Source organism: Niveispirillum sp. SYP-B3756, assembly GCF_009495745.1.
In the GTDB taxonomy this organism is placed as follows: domain Bacteria; phylum Pseudomonadota; class Alphaproteobacteria; order Azospirillales; family Azospirillaceae; genus Niveispirillum.
In genome coordinates this window covers 53,996-74,648 of sequence record NZ_WIDQ01000015.1, presented here as the reverse complement: position 1 = coordinate 74,648, position 20,653 = coordinate 53,996, and the positions used below count along the sequence as shown (strand labels likewise).

Sequence of the window (20,653 nt, the reverse complement as noted above, 5' to 3'; positions counted from 1 at the left end):
GAGCGTCCCCGATGAGCACCGATAACAGCGCCAAGCAGAATACCCGCCTGATCCATGCCGGGCGTCATCCCGAACGCCATGCCGGGGCGGTGAATGTGCCGCCGTTTCGCGCCTCCACCATCCTGTTCCCCACGCTGGCGGCGTTGGAGGATTACGATCCCTATTACCGCTCCATCCGCTATGGCCGCACCGGCAGCCCCAGCAGCCACGCCTTTGAAGAGGCGGTGACGGTGCTGGAAGGCGGCCATGGCGCCGTCGCCTATGGCTCGGGCGTGCAGGCCATCACCTCCGCCCTGCTGGCCTTCACCAAGGCCGATGATCATATTCTGATGGTGGATACGGCCTATGGTCCAAGCCGCAGCTTCTGCGACGGCATCCTGAAGCGGGCCGGGGTGGAGACGGAATATTACGATCCCTGCATCAGTGCCGCGGACCTGAAAGCACTGCTGCGGCCCAATACCAGCGTGCTGTTCATGGAATCGCCGGGTTCCCAAACGTTTGAGCTGCAGGATGTGCCGGCCCTGGCCGCCGTGGCGCGCGACGCCGGCATTGTCAGCATGATCGACAATACCTGGGCCGCTGGCATCCTGTTCCAGCCGCTGGCCCATGGGGTGGATATCACCATCCAGTCGGCCACCAAATATATTGGCGGCCATGCCGATGCCAGCCTGGGTGTCACCGTCACCGCCAGCGAGGCCCATTGGCTGAAGCTGAAAAAGGCATCGGTGGAGCTGGGGGCCGTGGCGGGGCCGGACGATCTGTTCATGGGGCTGCGCGGCCTGCGCACCCTGCCCACCCGGATGCGCCAGCACCATGAAACCGGCCTGATTCTGGCCAATTGGCTGGCCGAACAGCCGGAGGTGACGCGGCTGCGTCACCCCGCCCTGCCCGGCTGCCCCGGCCATGAAATCTGGCAAAGGGATTTCAACGGCGCCTGCGGCCTGTTCGCCTTTGAAATGAATCCGGTGCCGAAGGCGGCGCTCGCCGCCATGGTGGACGGGATGCGGCTGTTCGGCATGGGCTATAGCTGGGGTGGCTTTGAAAGCCTGATCCTGCCCTGCGACCCCAGCCGCATCCGCACCGCCACCCGCTGGCAGGGCGGCCAATTAATCCGCCTCCATGCCGGGCTGGAAGATCCGGCCGACCTGATCGCCGATCTGGATGATGGTTTCAACCGCCTGCGCAAGGCCCTGTGACAATGACCACTCCCTTCACCCCCCTGCCCGACTCCGCCATTGATGCCGTGCTGACCCAGGTGCGCTTCACCGCCGAGGGGCTGGTGCCTGCCGTCGCGCAGCAGCATGACAGTGGCGAGGTGCTGATGATGGCCTGGATGAATGCGGAGACCATCCGCGAAACCCTGCGCAGCGGGCGGGCGTGTTACTGGTCCCGCTCCCGCCAGTCCTTCTGGCGCAAGGGCGACACCTCCGGCCAGGTGCAGAACCTGGTGGCGCTGCGGGTGGATTGCGACGGCGACACGCTGCTGCTGCTGGTCGACCAGCTGGGTGTCGCCTGCCATACCGGTCGGCGCTCCTGCTTCTACATCGAAGCACGCGCGACGGGGCCGGAGACTATCGCCCCTGTGCTGATGGACCCCAACGCGCTCTATGGCGCCAACCAAGGCGGCAGCGGCTTCTGATCAGTGCAAAAGGATAGGGTCGGGATGGCCCGGCCCTGCCAGCTGGCGGCGGCAGGGCCGAACCCTTATGCTGTTTCCGTTACGAACATGTCCGGGTTCTGAAGTCCGATGAAAGAGCTGCGCTGCATCCTGTTCACCGATCTGGAGGTGCTGGCGGCAATCCTGGACCGCCGCCGCAAGCTGAACGAGGCGCTGCCCGACGGGCAGGTGACCGGGCTGCGCCTGGAAATGAACCAGGGTACCCGCTGCACCTTGTTAGTCGATGGTGGCAAGCACAGCCTGACCATCCCGGAAGCAGAGCTTCAGGCGTCCTTGTTGGCTTATTGCATGACGAAAAAAGTGCCGCTGCCGGCGGAGGCCGATAAAAGCGTCTACCTGATCCGGGGGCGCGCCACCTTGATGATGACGATGAATTTCAACAAGAGCGCGCGGCTGGTCAGCATGGTGGAAGAACGGGCCGACAGCCTGCCGCACTGACGCCCCCCCCCGACGCGGCCGATACCCCGTATCAATCCCGTCCGCCGCCGGAAGGCCCCCGCCGCCATAGCCGGGGCAGCAAGCTGATCAGCGCAATCGGCACCACGATGACCGCCCCTGTTGCCACATAGGGCCAGGCCCAGCCGAACAGATCAGCCAGCATCTCTGGCAGGGCAGCAACAGAATGCAGCGCACCGCGCAGCAGGTCGTAGGGATCGATCCGCAGCCACGCCAGCAACAGCCCCACCAGCAGGGACCAGATCAGGATATTGACGATCAGTCTCATGCCTTGGCTGTACCCCATGGGCCGATAGACCGCAACAGCGCGGCGGGATCACCCCTTCCGAAATAGATCGAATTTTACTGTAATCTACAATGCGAATTATACCAATCCGCCGAGGGTTTGACCCTTGACGGATTGGAGGCCGGCGACTGCCGGCCCGCGCCCCCATGGGCACGTAAGCCAAGCTGCCGGAGGCAGCGCCCGGCGCGTGAGGGAGCACAAAATCTCCCTGGATCGGTCACGATCAAGGGAGATTGGTATTATTTTGCAAAAAGAAAAAGGCGGCGACCTTGCGGCCGCCGCCTCCCCCGTCTTTCAGAAAACGTCCTGCTATTCTTAGAACAGACGCAGGATGGCCTGCTGCGACTGATTGGCCAGCGAGAGGCTGATGGTGCCCAGCTGCTGACGCGTCTGCAACAGCAGCAGGTTTGCACCCTCCTCGTTCTGGTCGGCCTGGACCAGCTTGTTCCCACCTTCGGTCAGAACGTTGGAGAACTCGCTGGTGAAATTCTCGCGGTTCTGGATGATGTTCAGGTTGGTGCTGAGGCCCTGCGAGGCCGACCGCAGGGTCGCCGTAGCATAGGTCAGGCTTTCGACTGCCTTGTCGATATCCGACCGGTCCAGGAAGTTGTTCTGGGCATAGTCCAGACGCAGGCCCTGACCATCGGTCTGCACGTTCACCGACTGAACAGAGATATTGTTGGTGTTGGACTCGTTCAACTGAACGTTCAGGTCATTCTCGGTATTGGCGTCGGTCCGCTGTACCGTGGTGATGTTGGCGGAGTTCTGGGCTGATGCCGCCTGCATCAATGTGGACGGGTCAACATTGAAGCGCACCGTACCGGAGGAGAAGCTCAGCGCATTTTCCCCTTCCGACAGCTTGGCGTTACCCCTGGAATTGCTGCCTGAACGGCTGACCGTGACACCATTGAGGTTGGTCGCCGACACTTCGATATCGACATTCTTCTGAACGACAGAGGTACCGTTGGCGGCCGTTTCCAGCTTGTCCAGATCGGCCCGATTGACATTGAAAGAAACGACCGTGCCAGAGGTGAAGCTGACGGAGATGGCCTTATCTGCCGCGTTGGTGGTGGAAGCACCAACCTGGAAGCTAACTGCCGTACCAGTGGTGACCAGCCCGGTGATCGTAAAGGTTCCGTCGGTTGCCGAGGAGTCGACCGAGAAGCGTGCGGAATCTAGACCGGCCTGAACGGCGGTGGCCAGCTTGTCCGCTACGAATTCCCGCCGCTGATCCGGGCTGTAATCCAAGCCGGTGCTGCTGTCCACCACGTCGGCGGCGGTCGCCTTATAGGTGAAGGTCTGGCCATTCACCGCCGCAGTGAAGGTATCACCCTCCTCAATCGCACCATCGATCTTGATCTTCGACACCTGTCCGGTGCCCTCTGCGCCAGCGGTCACCGTGCTCGCTGCTGCCGACTGGCTATTATCAAAGAAGCGGATGGTGCGGCTTTCAGAACCTTCCGTCACCACGACGGTACGTTCACGTCCCGCCTTGCCGCGCATTTCGATGGAAACGTCCGCGAAGTTACCAGCCGTTGCCGACAATTTGCCGGACACTTTCAGGGAGCTGATGCCGCGCTTGTCTTCTGCTGTCGAAATATCGGCCAGATCGGCACTGATATTGCCAGTACCGCTGACGCGCACGGAGTAGGTATCGGCGGAAACCACATTGGTGACGCGGCTGGAAGCCAAGCCGGAGATGGTGTTCACCTGCTGACGGCTTTCAGCCGTGCTGTCCAGCGTACGACCATTGCCGACCAGCAGGTTCTTACCGGCATAACCACTGTCGCGGGCGATCTTGTCGATCTGGTCCTTGATGGTATTGAACTGCGTGGCCAGCGACTTGCGGGTGGCGATCGACTGCGGATCGGTACCCAGGCTGTTATAGGCCGAAGTGGTCAGGCCCTTGGCCTGCTCGACCAGCTTTTCGATGGCAGTGATGCCCTTGTCACCCGCCTGAATGGTGCTGATCGACTGTCCCATGCTTTCCTTAAGCTTGGTCAGGTCGCCCGCACGGGTGCTCAGGCTCTTGGCGGCAAAGAAGTTGGTGGGGCCGTCCAGGGCGCTGTTGATCTTGTTGCCGGTGGACAACCGGGTCTGGATTTCCTGAACGCCCTTGTTGGTCTTCTGCAACAGCAGCAGGTTATTGCGCATACCTGCGGTCAGCTGGACATCACTGCTCGACATGGTCATCTCCTTTTGAGCGCTACCGAGGGACCGTTTAGGCCCCTAATCGATTCTCGTGGACACCGTTGGGCGCAGGGTGAGAGCCGTTACCGTGGAAGACGCCGGGTGCGATGCAGGACCGGCAGTTTCGGGTGCGGATCGGGCTATCCGTCGTGCTGATCGCGGCAATCAGGCTTGGCACAGGCATTGCGCCTGGAGGCTGTTCCTGCACCGCTGTCCGCTCGACGCCATTGTCCAGAGTTACGGCTCTTCCTATGCTTTGGTGGACACGAAGGGTTCGCCCTCATCAAAGCAGGAAGCGTGCCAAGTGCCGAAAAGCGCGGATTTCCGTAGTTTCGGATGGGGTTTCGGCCCGAAGCCATCCCCAGACGGGGGAGAGGAGGAAAATGAGTCCCAGTTCCAGGCCCCCGGCCCGATGGGACTTTTCTGCCTAGATCGGCATTTCCTGCCGGGGGAACCAACGAAAACCGGGTCGCTTATGCCCAACAAAAAGGGCCCCGCCATCAGCCGATGGCGGGGCCCTTTTTGTTGGGAGCGCAATGCTCAGCTGCCCAGCAGCACGTGGATCGCCTCCACCAGATTGCGCAGGCTCAGCAGCATGATGATGATCGCCACCAGGATCATCATCGGCTTATCGGGCAGCTTCTGCGTCACCATGGCGGCAAAGGGGGCAGCGATGACGCCGCCCAGGATCAGGCCCAGAATGGCCGGCCAGAGATCCAGACCAATGGTCAGAATGAAGGTGCAGGAAATCACCGTGGTGACAAAAAACTCAGCCAGATTGGTGGAGCCGATGGCATAGCGCGGCGTGGTGCCGGCCCCGATCAGGGTGCTGGCCACCATCGGCCCCCAGCCCCCGCCCCCCACGGCATCCAGAAAACCACCCCCCACACCCAGCGCGCGCACCTTGTTGGGTGACAGCTCTGTTGCCGGCGGCGGGTGCAGGGCCTTCCACAGGATCACCCCGCCCATGGCCACCAGATAGATGGACACGATGGGACGGATCAGTTCCCCCGACACGCCGGATAGAACATAGGCCCCCAGCCCCCCGCCAACCATACCCGGAATCGCCAGACGCCAGACCAGTTCCGGGCGGATATTGCGGCGGCGCCAATGGGCAAAGCCCGACGCACCGGTGGTGAACATCTCCGCCACATGCACGCTGGCGCTGGCCGTGGCAGGCGGAATGCCCAGGGACATCATCACGCTGCTGGCAGTAACGCCATAGGCCATGCCGATGGCCCCATCCACCATCTGTGCAGCGAACCCGACGGCCATGAACAGCAGGATGTCTTCGATCATAAGGGGGGTTATCTTCCTTGCTTATCGGAAGGTGCCTGCCGCTGGCGCAACCAGCGGCGGCTATCCATTAACAATCTTCTCCAATGTCTGTGCCATATGCGGGGGCGGCTCCGCCACCGCCGATACATGGATTTCAGCAGAAAAGGCGAAATGAACGCCCCGGGCCATCAGATGCAGCCCGGTTTGCGGCGGCATCTGCGCCCCATAGATCGGGTCGCCCAGCAGCGGCATTCCCATATAGGCGCAATGGGCGCGAATCTGGTGCATCCGGCCGGTGCGCGGGTGCAGTTCCAGCCAGGACAGCCGGTCATCGCTGGCCAGCAGCCGCCAATCGGTCAAGGCCGGCTTGCCGGCAAGGTCGACCACCACCTTTGACGTACCGGGGATGCGCACTTTCAACAGGGGCATATCGATGCTGCCGGCATCGCCCTTCGGTCGCCCCTCCACCACCGCCCAATAGGTTTTTGCCACCTTGCCGGCCAGGAACAGGTCGCCGATGCGGGCGGCAGCGGCAGCATCGCGGGCCAGCACCAGACAGCCTGCCGTATCCTTGTCCAGCCGGTGGGCCAGACGCGGCGGCTCCTCCCGCTCATCGGTCAGATGCGGCAGATAGAGTTCCAGATGGTCGGTGGTTTTGGTCCCGTAATGAACCGGCAGCCCATAGGGCTTGTCGATCACCAGCACATGATCATCACGGTAAAGCACGCGGGCGCGCATATCCGCCGCTGTCAAAGCCATGGGTCCGGCCCTCATTCCGTGGCCAGCCGCGCCTCGGCCATCTCGGCAAATTGCTGCAAGGCAGGGTCGCGCCAATGTTTGGTCCGGCGCAATTCCTCCATAGCCAGTTCCAGCACGGAGCGGGCCAGCGCCGCCTCCCCGCCGGACAGCGGCTCCGGCTCCTTCAACCGCTGGGCGACGGTGCGAGTCAGGCCGGGGTCCATCAGCCCCATCCAGCTGCCGGCCTCCGCCCCCAGCCGGTTGCCCAGCTGCGCCAGCCGGATGGCATGGGCCAGCCGCTGCGAGGCCGAGGCGTAACCGTTGCGGGAGAAGCAGCCGCGATAGGCATCCCGCAGCCCGGCCACAACATTATCATGGAAGGAGGAAAAGCCGGTGCCCCAGAACAGGCTGCGCTTCAACACCGCGCGCCAGCGGCTGCAAAAGGCCAGGGTCCAGTCCAGCGCCTCAAAATCAGGAATCGGGCGGCTGGCGCTGCGCCCTTCCATCAGGCAGCGCTCCTCCAGCATGGGATAAAGCTCTGCTTCCACCCGGCGAACCATGCGGTCCAGGAAATCGCGTGCCAGGCTGCCATAGCGCATATGGTTGATCAGGTCCAAATCCTCAAACAGGGAGAGGATTACATCCAGATTACCCAGTTCCCGGTCCAGCAGGTCGCGCCGCGCCAGCGGCAGCGACAGGCCGGGCCGCACCAGTTGCCCCACCCCCATGGCACCCAGGATTTCTTCCGTCAGGGCAAAGCAGGTACGCCCCAGATGGCGGGTCAGCGCCATCACCGTCGGTTCCTGCCAGGGCTGCGGCCCGTGCAGCAGGATCATCCGGCCGGCAATATAGTTCCGATCCACATGCAGCAGGGCCAGGGGGGCCAGCACTCCGACACCCGGGACCAGGGCCGCCACCCGCCCATCCAGCCCCTGCGCCGGGTTACCCACCATGGCGGCCAGGGCATCCGGGTCACGGGCGGCCCGGCGCAACTGTTCATGCAGCTCTGCCATCGCCCGCCCCTGCGCCAGCACCCCCTGCATCAGGCGCAAATCCTCAATGGTCAACGGCCTTGGGTCAAACCCCAGGCGAATCCGCCTGGCCTCCAGCCCGCGCCAGCGGTTGGTCTCCTCCAGAAAGGGGCGAACGGCGCCGGCCGTGCCCAGGGTGGCTGTCAGCACCTCTGCCGCGCGCTTGGCCAGGTCCACCTGCAGGGCCACCACCTCCGGCAGGCCGAACACGGCGCGCAGCGGGCGGGACTGGGCGCGTTCAGCCAGCATGGCATCTGCCTGCCGGGCGAACGGCCCGATGGATTTGTCGACCAGCCTGATCCACAAGGCCCCCACATCCAGTGGATGCAGGGTGCCCGGGCTGGCAAATTCCGGCCGCAGCAGGGCGGAATCACGGGTCATGTAGCGCTGAAACAGCTCGGTGAACAGGCGGCGGGCGTGCTGCTGGCGCAGGGCGTTCAGCTTGGCCACCAGGGCACGGCGCACCGCCTGCCGGCGTGCGGTATCCCCCTCCAGCCGTTCCAGTTCCTCGAACAGCCGGTCGGCCTCTTCCGTCGGCAGACGGGCAACCAGATCGTTAATGGTACTTTCAGAGACGTTCATGGCGCTTCTGGCAAAAGCCGTCCTGTTCATTATCTAGCGCGCTTTCGTGTATGCCACACCAACTTCATGAACACCCTATGCAATTGCACCCATCGGGAAAATCGACAGGCAGTGGGCCGGAACACCGGCCGCTTTGCTGAATTGCGAACAGACCCATGCCAGTTTGCTTTGCCAGCGGCCAATTTCCTGCACATAACGCAACCGGTGTCAGGTGGACAGACACGGGCTTTACGCGGCATTCTGTCCCGTATGACAGCCGCGCCCGGTGCCCCCACCATGTCCATGCCTTCCCCCGCCCCATTCGTGTTCCGCTGGCGCGATGAGGCGGGCCAGTGGACAGAGGTGAATTGCTGGGCCGCCAGCCGGCGGGAAGCGGAAATCTATGCCAGCCGCGCCGGCTGGCCAGGCCATGACGGCACAAGGTTGGGCCGCTACCGCGCCTGGCTGGAACAGACGATCAAGGGCACGGATGAAAACTGAAAAAGAGGCTTGACGAAAGCAGCTGTTTTATCTACACAGCGGCTCCCGATCGGAATGGCGGTCGATGGCACTGTAGCTCAGCGGTAGAGCAGGGGACTCATAAGCCCTTGGTCGCGTGTTCAAATCACGCCAGTGCCACCATCCCCTCCCGACGACAGGATATGCGCCCGTATTTCTACATCACGGCATTCGGCCCTGTGGGCCCGGGTTTCGGCACTGTAGCTCAGCGGTAGAGCAGGGGACTCATAAGCCCTTGGTCGCGTGTTCAAATCACGCCAGTGCCACCATTCATTCGCCCCGCCGGCCCCAGCGCCCGGCGGGGCGTTTTGTTTTGGCCTCCCCCCTCCCAACCCATTTTTCAACGGTTTCCTCACCGAATGGATAGAGGGAACGCCGTTTGCGCCTGCGGGAAGCTCGGTTAATTACGAGTAAACCTTCCCCTGTGTAGCGGCCCGCAATCCCGGCGGTGGCGCTTCGTCCCCTGGTACCGCCCCCGGAGCATCGCCCATGCTCAGCCTGCGCAGCATCATCGGCCTGTCTTTCCTGATCCTGACAGCCACCACGACGACCCTTTGCGGCGCCTATATGGAGGGCGAAGCCCAGACCACCCTGCGGCGGGAGGTGGGCAGCATGTTGGCCAGCATCGCCGATGGCATGGCCGACAAGATCAATGGTGACATGCGCCACCGGGCCAGCCAGGCCCTGCTGCTAACCCAGTTCGGTGGGCTGACCGATCCGGTCCATGCCCAGCGCACGGTGGATGAGATCGTGTCCCTGGACCCGACCGCCTCCTGGATCGGCGTCACCGATGCCCAGGGCAATGTGATTGCCGGCAGCCGGGGCGTCCTGACCGGCAAGAGCATCGCCAGCCGGCCGGTCTTCACGGAAGGGAGCAAGGGCCTGTTTCTCGGCGATGTGCATGATGCCGTCCTGCTGGCCTCCCTGCTGCCGAACCCGACAGGGGAGCCGGTGAAATTCGTCGATGTCGCCGCCCCCATCCAGGGGCCGAACGGCGCTGTCGTCGGTGTGCTGGCCATGCATTACAGCTGGACCTGGGTGCGCGATCTGGCCCGCAACCTGCTGCGGCCGGTCTCCAACCATGAGGGGATGGAGGTGATTGTCGTCGCCCGTGAGGGAACTGTGCTGCTGGGACCAACGGCGATGATCGGCCATCCGCTGGCCTTCGCCCCTCGCCCGGGTCAACGGGGGTGGGAGGAAAGGCGCTGGCCGGATGATCATGCCTATCTCACCGGCTATTCCACCGGGGTGGATGGGGCAATGGTCAAGGATCTGGGCTGGACGGTTATTGTCCGCCAGCCCATGGACAAGGCCATGCAGGCTGTCCAGCATATGCGGAACCGGGTCTATCTGGTGGGAATGCTGCTGGCAGCCTTGCTGGGTGGCATTGGCTGGCTGACTGCCGGCATCATCACCCGCCCCCTGCGTGCCATCACCAAGGCAGCGGAACGCATCCGCCAGGGCGACAAGGATGCAGCCATCCCCATGGTGGGCGGGGCCCGCGAAACCCGCATCCTGTCGCAGACCCTGGGCGATCTGATCAATAATCTGGTGACCAGCAACGGCGCCCTGATCGCTTCGGAAAAGGCGCTGGCCCAGATGGAGGATATCGCCTATCAGGACAAGGTGACCGCCCTGCCCAACCGGCATTTCTTCGAGCATTATCTGGGGCTGGCACTGGCCCGCGCCCAGGCCACGGACGAACAGCTGGTCGCCCTTTATATTGATCTGGACGGTTTCAAGCCGGTGAATGACCAATATGGTCATGATGCCGGCGATGCCGTGCTGTGGCAGGTGGGAGCGCGGTTTTCCACCGTGCTGCGCCAGAATGACCTGATCGCCCGCATTGGCGGCGACGAGTTCGCCGCCTTGCTGCCCTGCGACGGGGCAGACGGCCATGCGGAGGGGGCGGCGGTGGCCGCCCGCCTGTTGGCCGCCGTGGCACAGCCGGTCAGCATCCAGGATGGAGGCGTGACGGTGAACGTGGGCTGCAGTATCGGCATCGCCGTCTGGCCGCTGGACGGGGACGATGCCGAAACGCTGCTGAAACATGCCGATGCAGCACTTTATGAAGCCAAGAAACGCGGCAAGAACCGGGCGGTGCATTACCCGGCCCTGGTGTCTGAACTGACGCTGGGCCTGCCCTGTCACGATTGAACTGGCGGATCATCGCCCCTACCATGGCGGGCATCGGAGGCGCCAAAGCCTTCCCCAGGGAGTGTCCCCATGGCCCGCAACCGCCGCCCGTCGCTTTACCTGATCCCCGCCATTCTGCTGGCCTTTATCTTCGTGATTGTGCCCGGCCTGCCCTTCGATTTTCTGCCAGATGGCGTGCGCAGCGTCTGGGACGGGCTGGTCGCCCCCCTTCGTACCCCCGTCACCCAATTCTGGTGGGGCTATATCAGGGGGGCAACGCAGCAGCCCTTGTTCAATCTGGTCAGCTATCTGACCCAGGTGGCGATTCTGGTCACGCCCTGGATCATCATCCGCCTGATCTGGATCAGGCGGCAGCGCGCCGCTGGGCCGTTCCGCTGATCCAGCCACCGCCCAGCATCCGTTCCCCATCATAGAAAACGGCTGCCTGACCGGGGGAGATGCCATGCTGCGCCTCCTCCAGATCCAAAGTGGCATTGCCGTCGCCATGCAGCAGCAGCACGGCCGGCGCCGGGTTCTGGGCGGAGCGCAGCTTCACCATCACCGGCATCGGCACACCGGCGGCCGGGTTACCCAGCCAGTTGACCTCCCGCACCTGCACCCGATCGCGGGCGAGTGCCGCGCGGGGACCGACAATCACCTGATTGGCCACGGGGTCGACACGCACGACGTAGAGCGGATCAGCCTCGTCCCCGCCCTCCCCCTTACGGCCACCGATACCCAGACCCCGGCGTTGGCCGACCGTATAATTGATCACCCCGTCATGCCGGCCCATCAAAGTGCCATCGACATGCACAATCTCCCCGGGCCGCACGGCACCGGGGCGCAGCTTCTCCACCACCTTGGCGTAACCGCCGGTGGGGACGAAGCAGATATCCTGGCTGTCCGGCTTGTCCGCCACGGCCAGGCCCAGCTCATCGGCGATGGCGCGGGTTTCCGTCTTCGGCTTCATGCCCAGGGGGAAGCGCAGGAAATCCAGCTGTTCCTGGGTGGTGGCAAACAGGAAATAGGACTGATCGCGGCTGTGATCGGCCCCGCGCAGCATCTGCGCCTTGCCATCAGCACCGACGAGGCGGCGGGCATAATGGCCGGTGGCCATGCATTCCGCCCCCAGCTCGCGCGCCTGATCCAGCAGATCCTTGAACTTGACCGTCTGGTTGCAGCGCACGCAGGGGATGGGGGTTTCGCCCTTCAGATAGGTATCGACGAAATCATCCATCACCGAATTGCGAAACCGGCTTTCGTAATCCAGCACATAATGCGGGATCTCGATCTGGTCGGCCACGCGGCGGGCATCATAGATATCTTGGCCCGCACAGCAGGCCCCCTTCTTGCCCACCGTCATGCCGTAATCATAAAGCTGCAGGGTGATGCCGACGACATCATAGCCCTCCCGCTTCAACATGGCGGCTGCAACGGAACTGTCAACGCCGCCAGACATGGCGACGACGACGCGGGTGTCGGCGGGCGACTTATCGAGACCAAGGCTGTTCATGGGCGCAAATATAGGCCGCCCCCCGCCCCGCCGCCACGGGGATGCAAAGCAAAGCGGCTATGAAGGGGCGGTGGGGCGGATGGGGATATACCAAGGGGCATAGAGTACACGCCGCGTGGAGGCCAAGGCGGCGGATGCCGCCGCCCGGCGTCTGAGAGTCGGGCCAGGAACTCTTAATTATTTTCCAATATCTTAACCGTCATTCCCGCGAAGGCGGGAATGACGGTAGAGAAAGGGCAAGGCTTCGAAAGGCGAGATAACTTTCTGGACAGATATCGAGGAATTACTGCCAGATATTGATCTGGCCGCCGCTGCAGCGATAGTTCCAGCGCTGGCCTTCCCACCAGATGTTGCCCTCATACTCATTGCCGGTGAAGCGCGAACTGCCGCTCAAGCCATAGCGCTGGATGAAGGCTTTCTGCACCTCCCGCTGGCAGCTGTTGCTGGGGTTGGGATTGGCATCCCACTGGTCGCCCCGATCCTTGTTGCCGCGATTATCCCAGATGATCCCATCGTCATCGGCGCGCCGATCCGGCCGGCGATTATCCTCCCACGGGTCGCGCTGGCCCCAGCCCGGCCGGCGATCATCCTCCCACCGCCGGTTATCCCAGCGCCGGTCATCCCAATCGCGGTCGCGCCCGTCGCGCCAGTTATCCTGCACCTCCCGCAGGGAGCTGATGCCACCGCGCAGATTCTTCACCTCCGCCGTATTGGCGATACGGGCGCCGCCGGCGAAGGTCTGGCAATGATCGTAGCGCTTGTCCTTGCAGATCTCCCAGACACCCGAATGCACGATGACGGAGCGGGCCCGGTCATTCCAGGGCGGAATCTTGGCCAGCGAATCGACATCATCGCGGATGGTGATGCGATCCCCACGGAAGTCCGGTTCGGCATAAAGCGTCACCGCCCCGGCCAGGGCCGCCCCCGACCAAGCCATGCTTGCCAACCCAAGGGTGATCGCAACGATCTTCTTCATCTTCTGTCCAAGGGGCCAACCCACCCACCATGGGCCGCCAGCCCCCCTCCCGTCCTGCTGTCTTCCGGCCATCGCCGGACAGATCATCACTGTCGCGTGGCTTTATGGCGCAGCAAGGGCACAGGCGCGGCACAATTTCGTTGTGGATTGAAGATGGACAGAGGGCACATGACCAGACAGTCTGTGCTGCCGATTGCGCAGACCGGGAGATAGTGCAACCCTCATGACCAACATCACACGGCGCAGCATTATGGGCGGCGGCCTGTCCCTGGGGCTGGCCCTTGGCCTGCCAGGGACGGCCAGTCTGGCAGCAACACCAACGATCCTGAATATCGGCCTCGGTCCCGATATCGACACGGCCGACCCGCACCGTTCCACCACCATCGTGGCCGGCGGCCTGTTCGTGGAATTGTGGGAAGGGCTGACCAGCTTCGATGCCGCCGGCACTGTGGTGCCCGGTGTCGCCACATCTTGGGAAACCAGCGCCGACGGGCTGCGCTGGAATTTCACCCTGCGCCAGGATGCCAAATGGTCCGATGGCAGCCCGGTGACGGCCGATGATTTTGTGTTCGCCTGGCGCCGCGCCGTGACGCCTGCCACCCGGCTGGGCCTGCCGGAATGGATCGCCCCCATCCGCAACGCCATGCCAATCATGCGGGGGGAAAAGCCGCCGGCTGAACTGGGCGTGCGGGCCATCGGCCCCTATCAGCTGGAAGTGCTGCTGGAACATCCCAAGCCGGATCTGACCGTCTATACCGCCTATTGGGTGCTGAGCCCGCTGCACCGCGCCTCGGTGGAAAAGCATGGCGACAGTTTCCCGCAGCCGGGCAAGCTGGTGGGCAATGGCCCCTTCATCCTGGATGCCGCCATCCCGCAGAGCCATTATGCCCTGAAGCGCAACCCGCATTACCATGGCGCGGCCAGCATCGCCGCCAGTGCTGTGAATTACCATGTCACCGAAGATCTGCAGACGGAGATGAAGCGTTTCCGCAGCGGGGAACTGGTGGCCACCAAGGAGGTGCCGCCCACCCAGCTGGACTGGGCGCGCAGCAACCTGGCCGACAGTCTGCGGCTGGCGCCCCGCGCCTCCACCTTCTTCCTGGTGCCCAACCTGACCCGTGCGCCTTGGAAGGAGAATGCCAAGCTGCGCCAAGCCCTGGCGATTGCCATCGACCGCAAGACCATTGTGGAGAAGATCGCCCGGGGGAATGAGCCGCCAGCCTACAGCATGACGCCGCCGGGGCTGGTCGGCTATCAGCCGCCGGAGCCGGACTGGGCAAAGCTGGGCGATGCTGACCGGGTGGCCCTGGCCCGCCGCCTGTTCGCAGAGGCCGGGTACGGCCCCGGCAGCCAGACCCTGCCGCCCATCGAATTGCTGTACAACACCAACGAGCTGAACCGGCAGGTCGCCGTGGCGGTGGCCGCCATGTGGCAGCAGGTGCTGGGGGTGAAGACCACCCTGTCCAACCAGGAATTCAAGGTGGTGGTCAGCCGGATGAAGGAACATTCCTATCCGGATTTCGCCCGCATCTCCTGGGCGGTGGGGCTGGTGACCGAATATCTCAACCTGCTGCGCTCCCGTGCGGAGGCGCTGGGGCCGGGCTATCGCAACCCGGTTTTCGATCAGGCGATGGAGGCGGTGGATGCCAGCCTGAGCCTGGAGGGGTTTCGGGCGGCCCTGGCCGCTGCGGAAAACATCGCCATGGCCGATATGCCGATGATCCCGATCATGCGGCAATCCAGCCGCCGGCTGGTCAATCCAGCCCTGAAAGGCTGGGTGGACAACCCACTGGACCTGCATCCGGCCAAATTCCTATCCGTTTGATCGCCGTGGGGGGCGCGACGGGCGGATAGCATTGTTGCATGATGAGTGCAGTGCCACGGCGTGAATTCCTACCACCGGGGTGTTGCAATCATCATGGAAAGGCAAGTGCATGGCCCGCTTCTGGCCATTGGTCCTGATGCTTATTCTAGTGCTGCCCGGTCTTCCCGCCGATGTGCGGGGGGAAGTTGTACGGTTCGGCCTGCGGGAAGCGGCACCGATGGTGTTGATGCAGCCCGATGGTCGCCTGTCCGGACTGGAATATGACATCGTCCAGGCCGCCATGCAGGCGGCGGGCATGGAACTGCTGCCCTATCTCGGCTCCAACGCCCGGCTGGCCATGGCCGCCGATGGCAAGGCGGTTGAGGCATTCGCCCCAGTGGTCGGCCCGCCACCAGAGGGCGTCACCCTCACTGACAGCTATCTGACCTATCATAATGTGGCGATGAGCCTGCGGGAGCGACGGATAAAGCTGGAGCGGGTCAGCGATCTTGGCCGTTACCGGGTGTTGGCCTTCCAGCGTGCCACCCAGACCCTGGGACCGGAATTCGCTGCCGCCGTCGCCGGCTGTCCCTTTTACCGGGAGGAACCCAAGCAGGCGCTGCAGGCGGCGGGCCTGCTTTATCAGCGCTATGATGTGCTGATCGCCGATTCCCGCATCCTGCGCCACCATCTCGGGCCGACACCGGTGACAGAACACCGGCTGTTCGCCCCCAGCCCCTACAGTGCCGGTTTCCGCGACCCGGCCCAGGCTGCCCGCTTCAATGAGGGGCTGCAGCGGATCAGGGCCGATGGCACCTATGCGGCGATCCTTGCCCGCTATCCGACCCTGTCGGACGATCCGACCATCAACTGAAGCGTCTTCCGTCCAACCGGACCGCCCGCACCCGGTTGATGATTGACCAGCGGTCGGCAATTTCCCCCACCGGGGCCACGGTCCAGTCCCATTCAGAACCGGCGGGCAGGCTGGCACCGAACAGCGGGTCTTCCACCTCCACCACCACGCCCTGATCATTCAGCACATGGCGCGCTATGTCGCCAATCAGCAGGGTGGGGCAGGCAAAACCGCGCAGATGCGCCAGATGGGCTTCCACAATGGCCCGGCCCAGGGCCACCGAATTGGTTTCCGGCCGGTGGCGCAAGGTCTGGCGCAAGGGCACCAGCGGCAATTGCGAGACCAGATTGGCGGACACGACAAGGCCGATACGCGGATCATCCCAAAAGGCGGTGATCGGGGGCGCCGCCTTTGTGCCCCCCTCTGCCGCTTTCCAGACGTCAGCCATGCCCGTCAGTTCCTGCGTCACCAGTTCGATCCCCGCATGGCGCGCCGCCAGACGGCGGGCTGGCGGCGGATGGGCCACATCCACCAGCAACAGCCGGGCGAAGCGGGCCAACAACTCCGCCATGGGCAGATCCAGGCAGGGGCCAGCGCCCAAAATCAGAGCCGTATCCCGATCCGGCGGCACATCGGCCATGGCACTGATGATGGCCGCGCGGGTCCGGCGCTGATGCGGGGCCCAGGCGGCGGCACAGCGTTCCGCCCGGCTGAGGCAGGCCACCGCCGCGTAACGATAGCCCAGCGCCACCAGCCCCTTGGGACAGCGGGTTCTGAGGCTGATCAGCCATTCACGCAGCATGGGACCATCCACCGGACATGGAAATGGCCCGCCGGACAGATGCCGGCGGGCCACGAAAAACGGGGAGACGCGCCCCAAGGGCTTAAGGGGTGGCTGTCGCAGGATGGCTGATGCGCTGGCGCAGCGCCTCCAGCAGGGCGTCGAACTTGCCGCCATTATTCTCAATCACGGAGGCGAATTCCGAACGCTGCGTCTGGCTCATGGAGACATTCTCCACCACCACATCGACGATCTTGTAGCCGCCATCCTTGGCACGCACGCGCCAAGCCACATTGACCGGTGGACCATTGGGACGCAGCACCTGGCTGACCACCACCGCGTCACGCTGGCCGGCCGGCTGGGCACCGCTGACCTTGAAGCTTTCACCGGCATATTGGCTGAAACGCTCGGCATAGACCTCCACGATCATCCGCTCGAACAGGTCCATATATTCCTTGCGCTGCGGCTCCGTCGCGGTGTTCCAGTACCGGCCCAGCACGAAGCGGCCGATGGTGGCGACATCGAAATTATCATTCAGCAGCTGGCGGAAGATCTCCTTTGTCTGTTCCTTGGAGACTTTGGAATCCGCCAGCGTGGCGATGGCCTTGTCACCCAGCGACTGCACGAAATCGGCGGCTGCCTTCGCCCCCTGGTCCGCCTGGGCCTGCGCCGGCTGTGTCGCCACAACAGGCATGATCGCGGCACCAAAGCCGGCCATCAGCATGAAAGCGGCACCAGAGAGAAGCGAACGGCGATTATTGGTCATGGTCATCACGGGGTTCAGTCCTTGTTTCTGGCGTCAACATCGTTCTTTACCGCAAGGCAAACAGTGATGGACGTCACGGGGAATGCTGATAGGCCGGTTCCCGTCATTTGGCATCCCCATAGTCCGGTATAGCTGGCAATTGGGACGGATCTGGGGCGCCATCGCGGATCAGACCATTACGCCGCTGGCGATAAAGCGAACGCATTGCGGCATAGTAATCGAGACTATTACGTTTCAGATCATCCAAAGGTTCCAAAAGCTCGGCGCGCGTGTCGAGCCCGACCAGCCCGGCACGGGTATAGATGATCCAGTCGCGGTCTGTGTTCTGTGCCCAGTTCGTCACCGGGTCGGCATAGGCCTCCCCGGTCAGGCCCACAGCGTCACGCACGGAAGACGGCCCCAGCAGCGGCAAGACCAGATAAGGCCCTTCCGGTACGCCCCAGACCGCCAATGTCTGGTCCAGGCTTTCATATTCATAGTTCAGCCCATTCTCCGCCGCGACGTCGATCAAGCCACCCAAACCAACGGTGGTGTTGATCACAAAACGCCCCAGCACGGTGCCGGCACCACCGACATCGCCCTGCAAAAGCTGGTTGGCGAAGTCCAGCGGGCTGCGCAGGTTGCGCATGACATTACGCACGCCGGTGCGGGCCGGTGCCGGCACCACCGCCTTATAGGCCACGGCAAGCGGGCGGATCAGCACCGTATCCACCCCGTCATTGAACCAGAAGACGGCCCGGTTGAAACCTTCCAGTGGATCATTATCCGATGCCGGCCGGGGTGTGGCCCCCTGCCCCGGCGCATTGCCCTGAAGGGCCGTGGTCGCCGGGTCACCGCCCACGGGCATTGTACCGCCGGGGCCGGCATAAAAATTACCAGCCATGCCGGGATGGTTCGCCCGGTCGGTACCGGTGCCACAGGCGGTCATGGCGAGGGCAAGGAAAGGCAGGGCCAGCCAGCCCCGGGCACGACTGATCATCGGCTTCGTTTGCTGCATCGGCTTCGCCATCTCCCATCAGGGCGCCCCGGCAAGAGGGGCGGATCAGCCCTTAACGCTTTTGCACAGCGATCGGATCGTCGCCCCATCTACTGGATGGATGCACGGCAGCCATTTACATCGCATAAAGATATCTTTATATATTGATGCAGAGAATGAAAGGTCAGGTGCCATGGATTTCCTGTTGAATGCGCTGAAGGCAGCGGCGGAGCCGACAAGGCTGCGGATGCTGTCCCTGTGCGCCCATGGCGAATTGTCCGTGACTGAGCTTACCCAGATTCTGGGGCAGAGCCAGCCGCGTGTTTCCCGCCATCTGAAATTGCTCTGCGAGGCGGGGTTGCTGGAACGGTTCCGCGAAGGCATCTGGGCCTATTACCGGCTGGCGGAGCGCGGCAATGTGGCGGAACTGGCCCGGACCCTGGTCGATGCCATCCCTGCGGATGATGCTGGCCTGTCGCTGGATCTGGAGCGGCTGGAGACGATCAAGGAAAGCCGCCGCGCCGCCGCCCAGCTTTATTTCAGTGAGAATGCCGCCCGCTGGCACCAGATTCGCAGCCTGCATGTCCCGGAACGGGAGGTGGAGCAGGCGCTGCTGTCGCTGCTGCCGGCTGAGGGCGTGCATGATCTGCTGGATGTCGGCACCGGCACCGGCCGGATGCTGGAACTGTTCGGGCCCCGCATCAGCCATGGGCTGGGCATCGACAGTTCGCGCGAAATGCTGGCGGTGGCGCGGGTGAACCTGGAAAAGGCCGGGCTGCGCCATTGCCAGGTGCGGCTGGGCGATATGTACCAGCTGGCCCTGCCGGGCCAGAGCCAGGATGCGGTGATCTTCCATCAGGTGCTGCATTTCGCCGAAACCCCGGCCGAGGCCCTGGCAGAGGCGGCACGCCTGCTGCGCCCCGCCGGCACCATGCTGGTGGTGGATTTCGACCGGCATGAACAGGAATCCCTGCGTACCGATCATGCCCACCGCCGTCTGGGCTTCACCGATGCGGAAATGCGCGGCTGGCTGAAACGGGCGGGGCTGGACCCCGCACCCGTCACCCAATTGCCGGGCGATCCGCTGACTGTCTGCATCTGGCGCGCCGTGCGCCGGGCTGAAACCCCTTCTTTGTCCAACCGCCAAGCCGCCCTGTCTGGAGCCGCGTCATGAGCCTGCCCGCCACCGATCTTTCGGCCCCCCTGATCACAGCCCCCGGCGACCTGACGGTCAGTTTCGAATTCTTCCCGCCCAAGACGGAGAAGATGCATGAAAATCTCTGGGCGGCCATCCACCGACTGGCCCCGCTGAAACCGGCCTTCATGTCCGTTACCTATGGCGCGGGCGGTTCCACCCGCGAACGCACCCATGCCACGGTGACGGCCATTCAGGACCAGACCGGCATTCCCGCCGCCGCCCACCTGACCTGTGTGGCGGCGACCAAGGAAGAGATTGACGAGATCGCGCGCGCCTATTGGGATGCCGGCATCCGCCATATCGTGGCCCTGCGCGGCGATCCGCCGCCGCGGGCCGATGGCACCGGCGGCCTGGGCGGGCGCGGCTATGAACCGCATCCGGGCGGCTATGCCTATGCCGCCGATCTGGTGGCCGGGTTGAAGCGCATCGGCGATTTCGACATTTCCGTTGCCTGCTTCCCGGAAGTGCATCCGGAGGCACCCAGCGCCCAGGTGGATCTGGACAATCTGAAGCGCAAGGTGGATGCCGGGGCCAACCGGGCCATCAGCCAGTTCTTCTTCGATGCCGACGCCTTCCTGCGCTTCCGTGACAAGACGGCCGCCGCCGGCATCGACGTGCCGATGGTGCCCGGCATCCTGCCGATCCTGAATTTCAAGAAGGCGGTGGAGATGGGGGAGAAGTGCAATACCGCCATCCCCGGCTGGATGCGCGATCTGTTTGAAGGGCTGGACGAGGCACCGGAAACCCGTCACCTCGTCGCCGCCACCGTGGCCATTGAACAATGCCGTTATCTGGCACGGCATGGTGTGAAGCAGTTCCACTTCTACACCATGAACCGGGCCGATTTGACGGTTGCGATCTGTCACATGCTGGGCGTACGGGCCCGCGGCTGAGCTGACGGCGGGGTATCGGC

Annotated in this window: 20 protein-coding genes and 2 tRNA genes; 12 read left to right on the top strand and 10 right to left on the bottom strand. The window is 63.7% G+C overall.

What is annotated here, in order from left to right:
- The first annotated feature begins 11 nt into the window (after positions 1-11).
- The 3 genes from metC to GE253_RS20965 all read left to right on the top strand — a co-directional run bounded on the left by metC (position 12) and on the right by GE253_RS20965 (position 2,116).
- Positions 12-1,196: a cystathionine beta-lyase gene (gene metC, locus GE253_RS20975; protein WP_153206099.1), complete on the top strand. Its 1,185-nt coding sequence runs from the start codon at positions 12-14 to the stop codon at positions 1,194-1,196.
- Between the two features lie 2 nt (positions 1,197-1,198).
- Positions 1,199-1,639, top strand: a complete 441-nt coding sequence (gene hisI, locus GE253_RS20970; RefSeq protein WP_153206098.1) for a phosphoribosyl-AMP cyclohydrolase — start codon at positions 1,199-1,201, stop codon at positions 1,637-1,639.
- 108 nt (positions 1,640-1,747) lie between these two features.
- On the top strand, positions 1,748-2,116 hold the full coding sequence (locus GE253_RS20965; protein ID WP_153206097.1) for a hypothetical protein: 369 nt from the start codon (positions 1,748-1,750) through the stop codon (positions 2,114-2,116).
- Between the two features lie 31 nt (positions 2,117-2,147).
- Here GE253_RS20965 and GE253_RS20960 read toward each other — a convergent pair whose 3' ends face one another.
- The 5 genes from GE253_RS20960 to GE253_RS20940 form a co-directional block, all read right to left on the bottom strand.
- On the bottom strand, positions 2,148-2,402 hold the full coding sequence (locus tag GE253_RS20960; protein ID WP_153206096.1) for a DUF6460 domain-containing protein: 255 nt from the start codon (positions 2,400-2,402) through the stop codon (positions 2,148-2,150).
- A 333-nt stretch (positions 2,403-2,735) separates the two neighbouring features.
- Positions 2,736-4,607, bottom strand: coding sequence for a flagellin (locus GE253_RS20955; protein ID WP_153206095.1), 1,872 nt, complete (start codon positions 4,605-4,607; stop codon positions 2,736-2,738).
- Between the two features lie 543 nt (positions 4,608-5,150).
- Positions 5,151-5,909 (bottom strand): sulfite exporter TauE/SafE family protein, encoded by a 759-nt coding sequence (locus GE253_RS20950; RefSeq protein ID WP_153206094.1) that lies wholly within the window; start codon positions 5,907-5,909, stop codon positions 5,151-5,153.
- Positions 5,910-5,969: 60 nt separating this feature from the next.
- Complete coding sequence (locus GE253_RS20945; protein ID WP_247878788.1) at positions 5,970-6,647, bottom strand: RNA pseudouridine synthase; 678 nt, start codon at positions 6,645-6,647, stop codon at positions 5,970-5,972.
- Between the two features lie 11 nt (positions 6,648-6,658).
- Positions 6,659-8,239, bottom strand: a complete 1,581-nt coding sequence (locus tag GE253_RS20940) for a hypothetical protein (RefSeq protein WP_153206092.1) — start codon at positions 8,237-8,239, stop codon at positions 6,659-6,661.
- Positions 8,240-8,515: 276 nt separating this feature from the next.
- On the opposite strand from GE253_RS20940, the gene GE253_RS20935 reads away from it, so the two are divergent.
- The 5 genes from GE253_RS20935 to GE253_RS20915 all read left to right on the top strand — a co-directional run bounded on the left by GE253_RS20935 (position 8,516) and on the right by GE253_RS20915 (position 11,272).
- Positions 8,516-8,719, top strand: a complete 204-nt coding sequence (locus tag GE253_RS20935) for a hypothetical protein (RefSeq protein WP_153206091.1) — start codon at positions 8,516-8,518, stop codon at positions 8,717-8,719.
- A 66-nt stretch (positions 8,720-8,785) separates the two neighbouring features.
- Positions 8,786-8,860: transfer RNA gene (locus tag GE253_RS20930), tRNA-Met, on the top strand.
- A gap of 71 nt (positions 8,861-8,931) precedes the next feature.
- Positions 8,932-9,006: transfer RNA gene (locus GE253_RS20925), tRNA-Met, on the top strand.
- A gap of 220 nt (positions 9,007-9,226) precedes the next feature.
- Complete coding sequence (locus GE253_RS20920; RefSeq protein WP_153206090.1) at positions 9,227-10,894, top strand: GGDEF domain-containing protein; 1,668 nt, start codon at positions 9,227-9,229, stop codon at positions 10,892-10,894.
- Between the two features lie 69 nt (positions 10,895-10,963).
- Positions 10,964-11,272 (top strand): hypothetical protein, encoded by a 309-nt coding sequence (locus tag GE253_RS20915; RefSeq protein WP_153206089.1) that lies wholly within the window; start codon positions 10,964-10,966, stop codon positions 11,270-11,272.
- Here the strand turns inward: GE253_RS20915 and mnmA are convergent.
- Positions 11,238-12,386: a tRNA 2-thiouridine(34) synthase MnmA gene (gene mnmA, locus GE253_RS20910; RefSeq protein ID WP_153206088.1), complete on the bottom strand. Its 1,149-nt coding sequence runs from the start codon at positions 12,384-12,386 to the stop codon at positions 11,238-11,240. The genes GE253_RS20915 and mnmA overlap by 35 nt on opposite strands.
- 283 nt (positions 12,387-12,669) lie before the next feature.
- The gene (locus GE253_RS20905) at positions 12,670-13,362 is read right to left on the bottom strand and encodes a beta/gamma crystallin-related protein (RefSeq protein ID WP_173012759.1); all 693 of its coding nucleotides are present in this window, start codon (positions 13,360-13,362) and stop codon (positions 12,670-12,672) included.
- 223 nt (positions 13,363-13,585) lie between these two features.
- Between GE253_RS20905 and GE253_RS20900 the strand changes: the two genes are divergently transcribed.
- Positions 13,586-15,187, top strand: coding sequence for a peptide ABC transporter substrate-binding protein (locus tag GE253_RS20900; RefSeq protein WP_153206086.1), 1,602 nt, complete (start codon positions 13,586-13,588; stop codon positions 15,185-15,187).
- Positions 15,188-15,296: 109 nt separating this feature from the next.
- A complete protein-coding gene (locus tag GE253_RS20895; protein ID WP_153206085.1) occupies positions 15,297-16,040 on the top strand; it encodes a transporter substrate-binding domain-containing protein in 744 nt (247 codons plus the stop codon).
- Here the strand turns inward: GE253_RS20895 and GE253_RS20890 are convergent.
- From GE253_RS20890 to GE253_RS20880, 3 genes are all read right to left on the bottom strand, one after another.
- Positions 16,033-16,821: a hypothetical protein gene (locus GE253_RS20890; RefSeq protein WP_153206084.1), complete on the bottom strand. Its 789-nt coding sequence runs from the start codon at positions 16,819-16,821 to the stop codon at positions 16,033-16,035. The genes GE253_RS20895 and GE253_RS20890 overlap by 8 nt on opposite strands.
- Before the next feature lie 82 nt (positions 16,822-16,903).
- Entirely contained in the window at positions 16,904-17,572 is a 669-nt protein-coding gene (locus GE253_RS20885; protein ID WP_247878787.1) for an ABC transporter substrate-binding protein, read from the bottom strand.
- Positions 17,573-17,669: 97 nt separating this feature from the next.
- The gene (locus GE253_RS20880; RefSeq protein WP_247878786.1) at positions 17,670-18,545 is read right to left on the bottom strand and encodes a VacJ family lipoprotein; all 876 of its coding nucleotides are present in this window, start codon (positions 18,543-18,545) and stop codon (positions 17,670-17,672) included.
- 190 nt (positions 18,546-18,735) lie between these two features.
- Between GE253_RS20880 and GE253_RS20875 the strand changes: the two genes are divergently transcribed.
- Both GE253_RS20875 and metF read left to right on the top strand, forming a co-directional pair.
- Positions 18,736-19,716, top strand: coding sequence for a metalloregulator ArsR/SmtB family transcription factor (locus GE253_RS20875; RefSeq protein ID WP_153206083.1), 981 nt, complete (start codon positions 18,736-18,738; stop codon positions 19,714-19,716).
- Positions 19,713-20,633, top strand: coding sequence for a methylenetetrahydrofolate reductase (gene metF, locus GE253_RS20870; protein ID WP_153206082.1), 921 nt, complete (start codon positions 19,713-19,715; stop codon positions 20,631-20,633). Before GE253_RS20875 ends, metF begins: the two co-directional genes overlap by 4 nt.
- Positions 20,634-20,653: the final 20 nt, after the last annotated feature.

Excerpts from the sequence above, each read along its gene's own strand:
- GE253_RS20875 (WP_153206083.1), top strand. The coding sequence starts at position 18,736 with ATGGATTTCCTGTTGAATGCGCTGAAGGCAGCGGCGGAGCCGACAAGG.
- GE253_RS20945 (WP_247878788.1), bottom strand. The coding sequence starts at position 6,647 with ATGGCTTTGACAGCGGCGGATATGCGCGCCCGCGTGCTTTACCGTGAT.
- GE253_RS20940 (WP_153206092.1), bottom strand. The coding sequence starts at position 8,239 with ATGAACGTCTCTGAAAGTACCATTAACGATCTGGTTGCCCGTCTGCCG.
- metF (WP_153206082.1), top strand. The coding sequence starts at position 19,713 with ATGAGCCTGCCCGCCACCGATCTTTCGGCCCCCCTGATCACAGCCCCC.
- GE253_RS20895 (WP_153206085.1), top strand. The coding sequence starts at position 15,297 with ATGGCCCGCTTCTGGCCATTGGTCCTGATGCTTATTCTAGTGCTGCCC.
- GE253_RS20960 (WP_153206096.1), bottom strand. The coding sequence starts at position 2,402 with ATGAGACTGATCGTCAATATCCTGATCTGGTCCCTGCTGGTGGGGCTG.
- GE253_RS20950 (WP_153206094.1), bottom strand. The coding sequence starts at position 5,909 with ATGATCGAAGACATCCTGCTGTTCATGGCCGTCGGGTTCGCTGCACAG.
- hisI (WP_153206098.1), top strand. The coding sequence starts at position 1,199 with ATGACCACTCCCTTCACCCCCCTGCCCGACTCCGCCATTGATGCCGTG.
- GE253_RS20905 (WP_173012759.1), bottom strand. The coding sequence starts at position 13,362 with ATGAAGAAGATCGTTGCGATCACCCTTGGGTTGGCAAGCATGGCTTGG.
- GE253_RS20890 (WP_153206084.1), bottom strand. The coding sequence starts at position 16,821 with ATGCTGCGTGAATGGCTGATCAGCCTCAGAACCCGCTGTCCCAAGGGG.
- GE253_RS20965 (WP_153206097.1), top strand. The coding sequence starts at position 1,748 with ATGAAAGAGCTGCGCTGCATCCTGTTCACCGATCTGGAGGTGCTGGCG.
- GE253_RS20900 (WP_153206086.1), top strand. The coding sequence starts at position 13,586 with ATGACCAACATCACACGGCGCAGCATTATGGGCGGCGGCCTGTCCCTG.
- metC (WP_153206099.1), top strand. The coding sequence starts at position 12 with ATGAGCACCGATAACAGCGCCAAGCAGAATACCCGCCTGATCCATGCC.
- GE253_RS20885 (WP_247878787.1), bottom strand. The coding sequence starts at position 17,572 with ATGACCATGACCAATAATCGCCGTTCGCTTCTCTCTGGTGCCGCTTTC.
- GE253_RS20920 (WP_153206090.1), top strand. The coding sequence starts at position 9,227 with ATGCTCAGCCTGCGCAGCATCATCGGCCTGTCTTTCCTGATCCTGACA.
- mnmA (WP_153206088.1), bottom strand. The coding sequence starts at position 12,386 with ATGAACAGCCTTGGTCTCGATAAGTCGCCCGCCGACACCCGCGTCGTC.
- GE253_RS20880 (WP_247878786.1), bottom strand. The coding sequence starts at position 18,545 with ATGATCAGTCGTGCCCGGGGCTGGCTGGCCCTGCCTTTCCTTGCCCTC.
- GE253_RS20935 (WP_153206091.1), top strand. The coding sequence starts at position 8,516 with ATGTCCATGCCTTCCCCCGCCCCATTCGTGTTCCGCTGGCGCGATGAG.
- GE253_RS20915 (WP_153206089.1), top strand. The coding sequence starts at position 10,964 with ATGGCCCGCAACCGCCGCCCGTCGCTTTACCTGATCCCCGCCATTCTG.
- GE253_RS20955 (WP_153206095.1), bottom strand. The coding sequence starts at position 4,607 with ATGTCGAGCAGTGATGTCCAGCTGACCGCAGGTATGCGCAATAACCTG.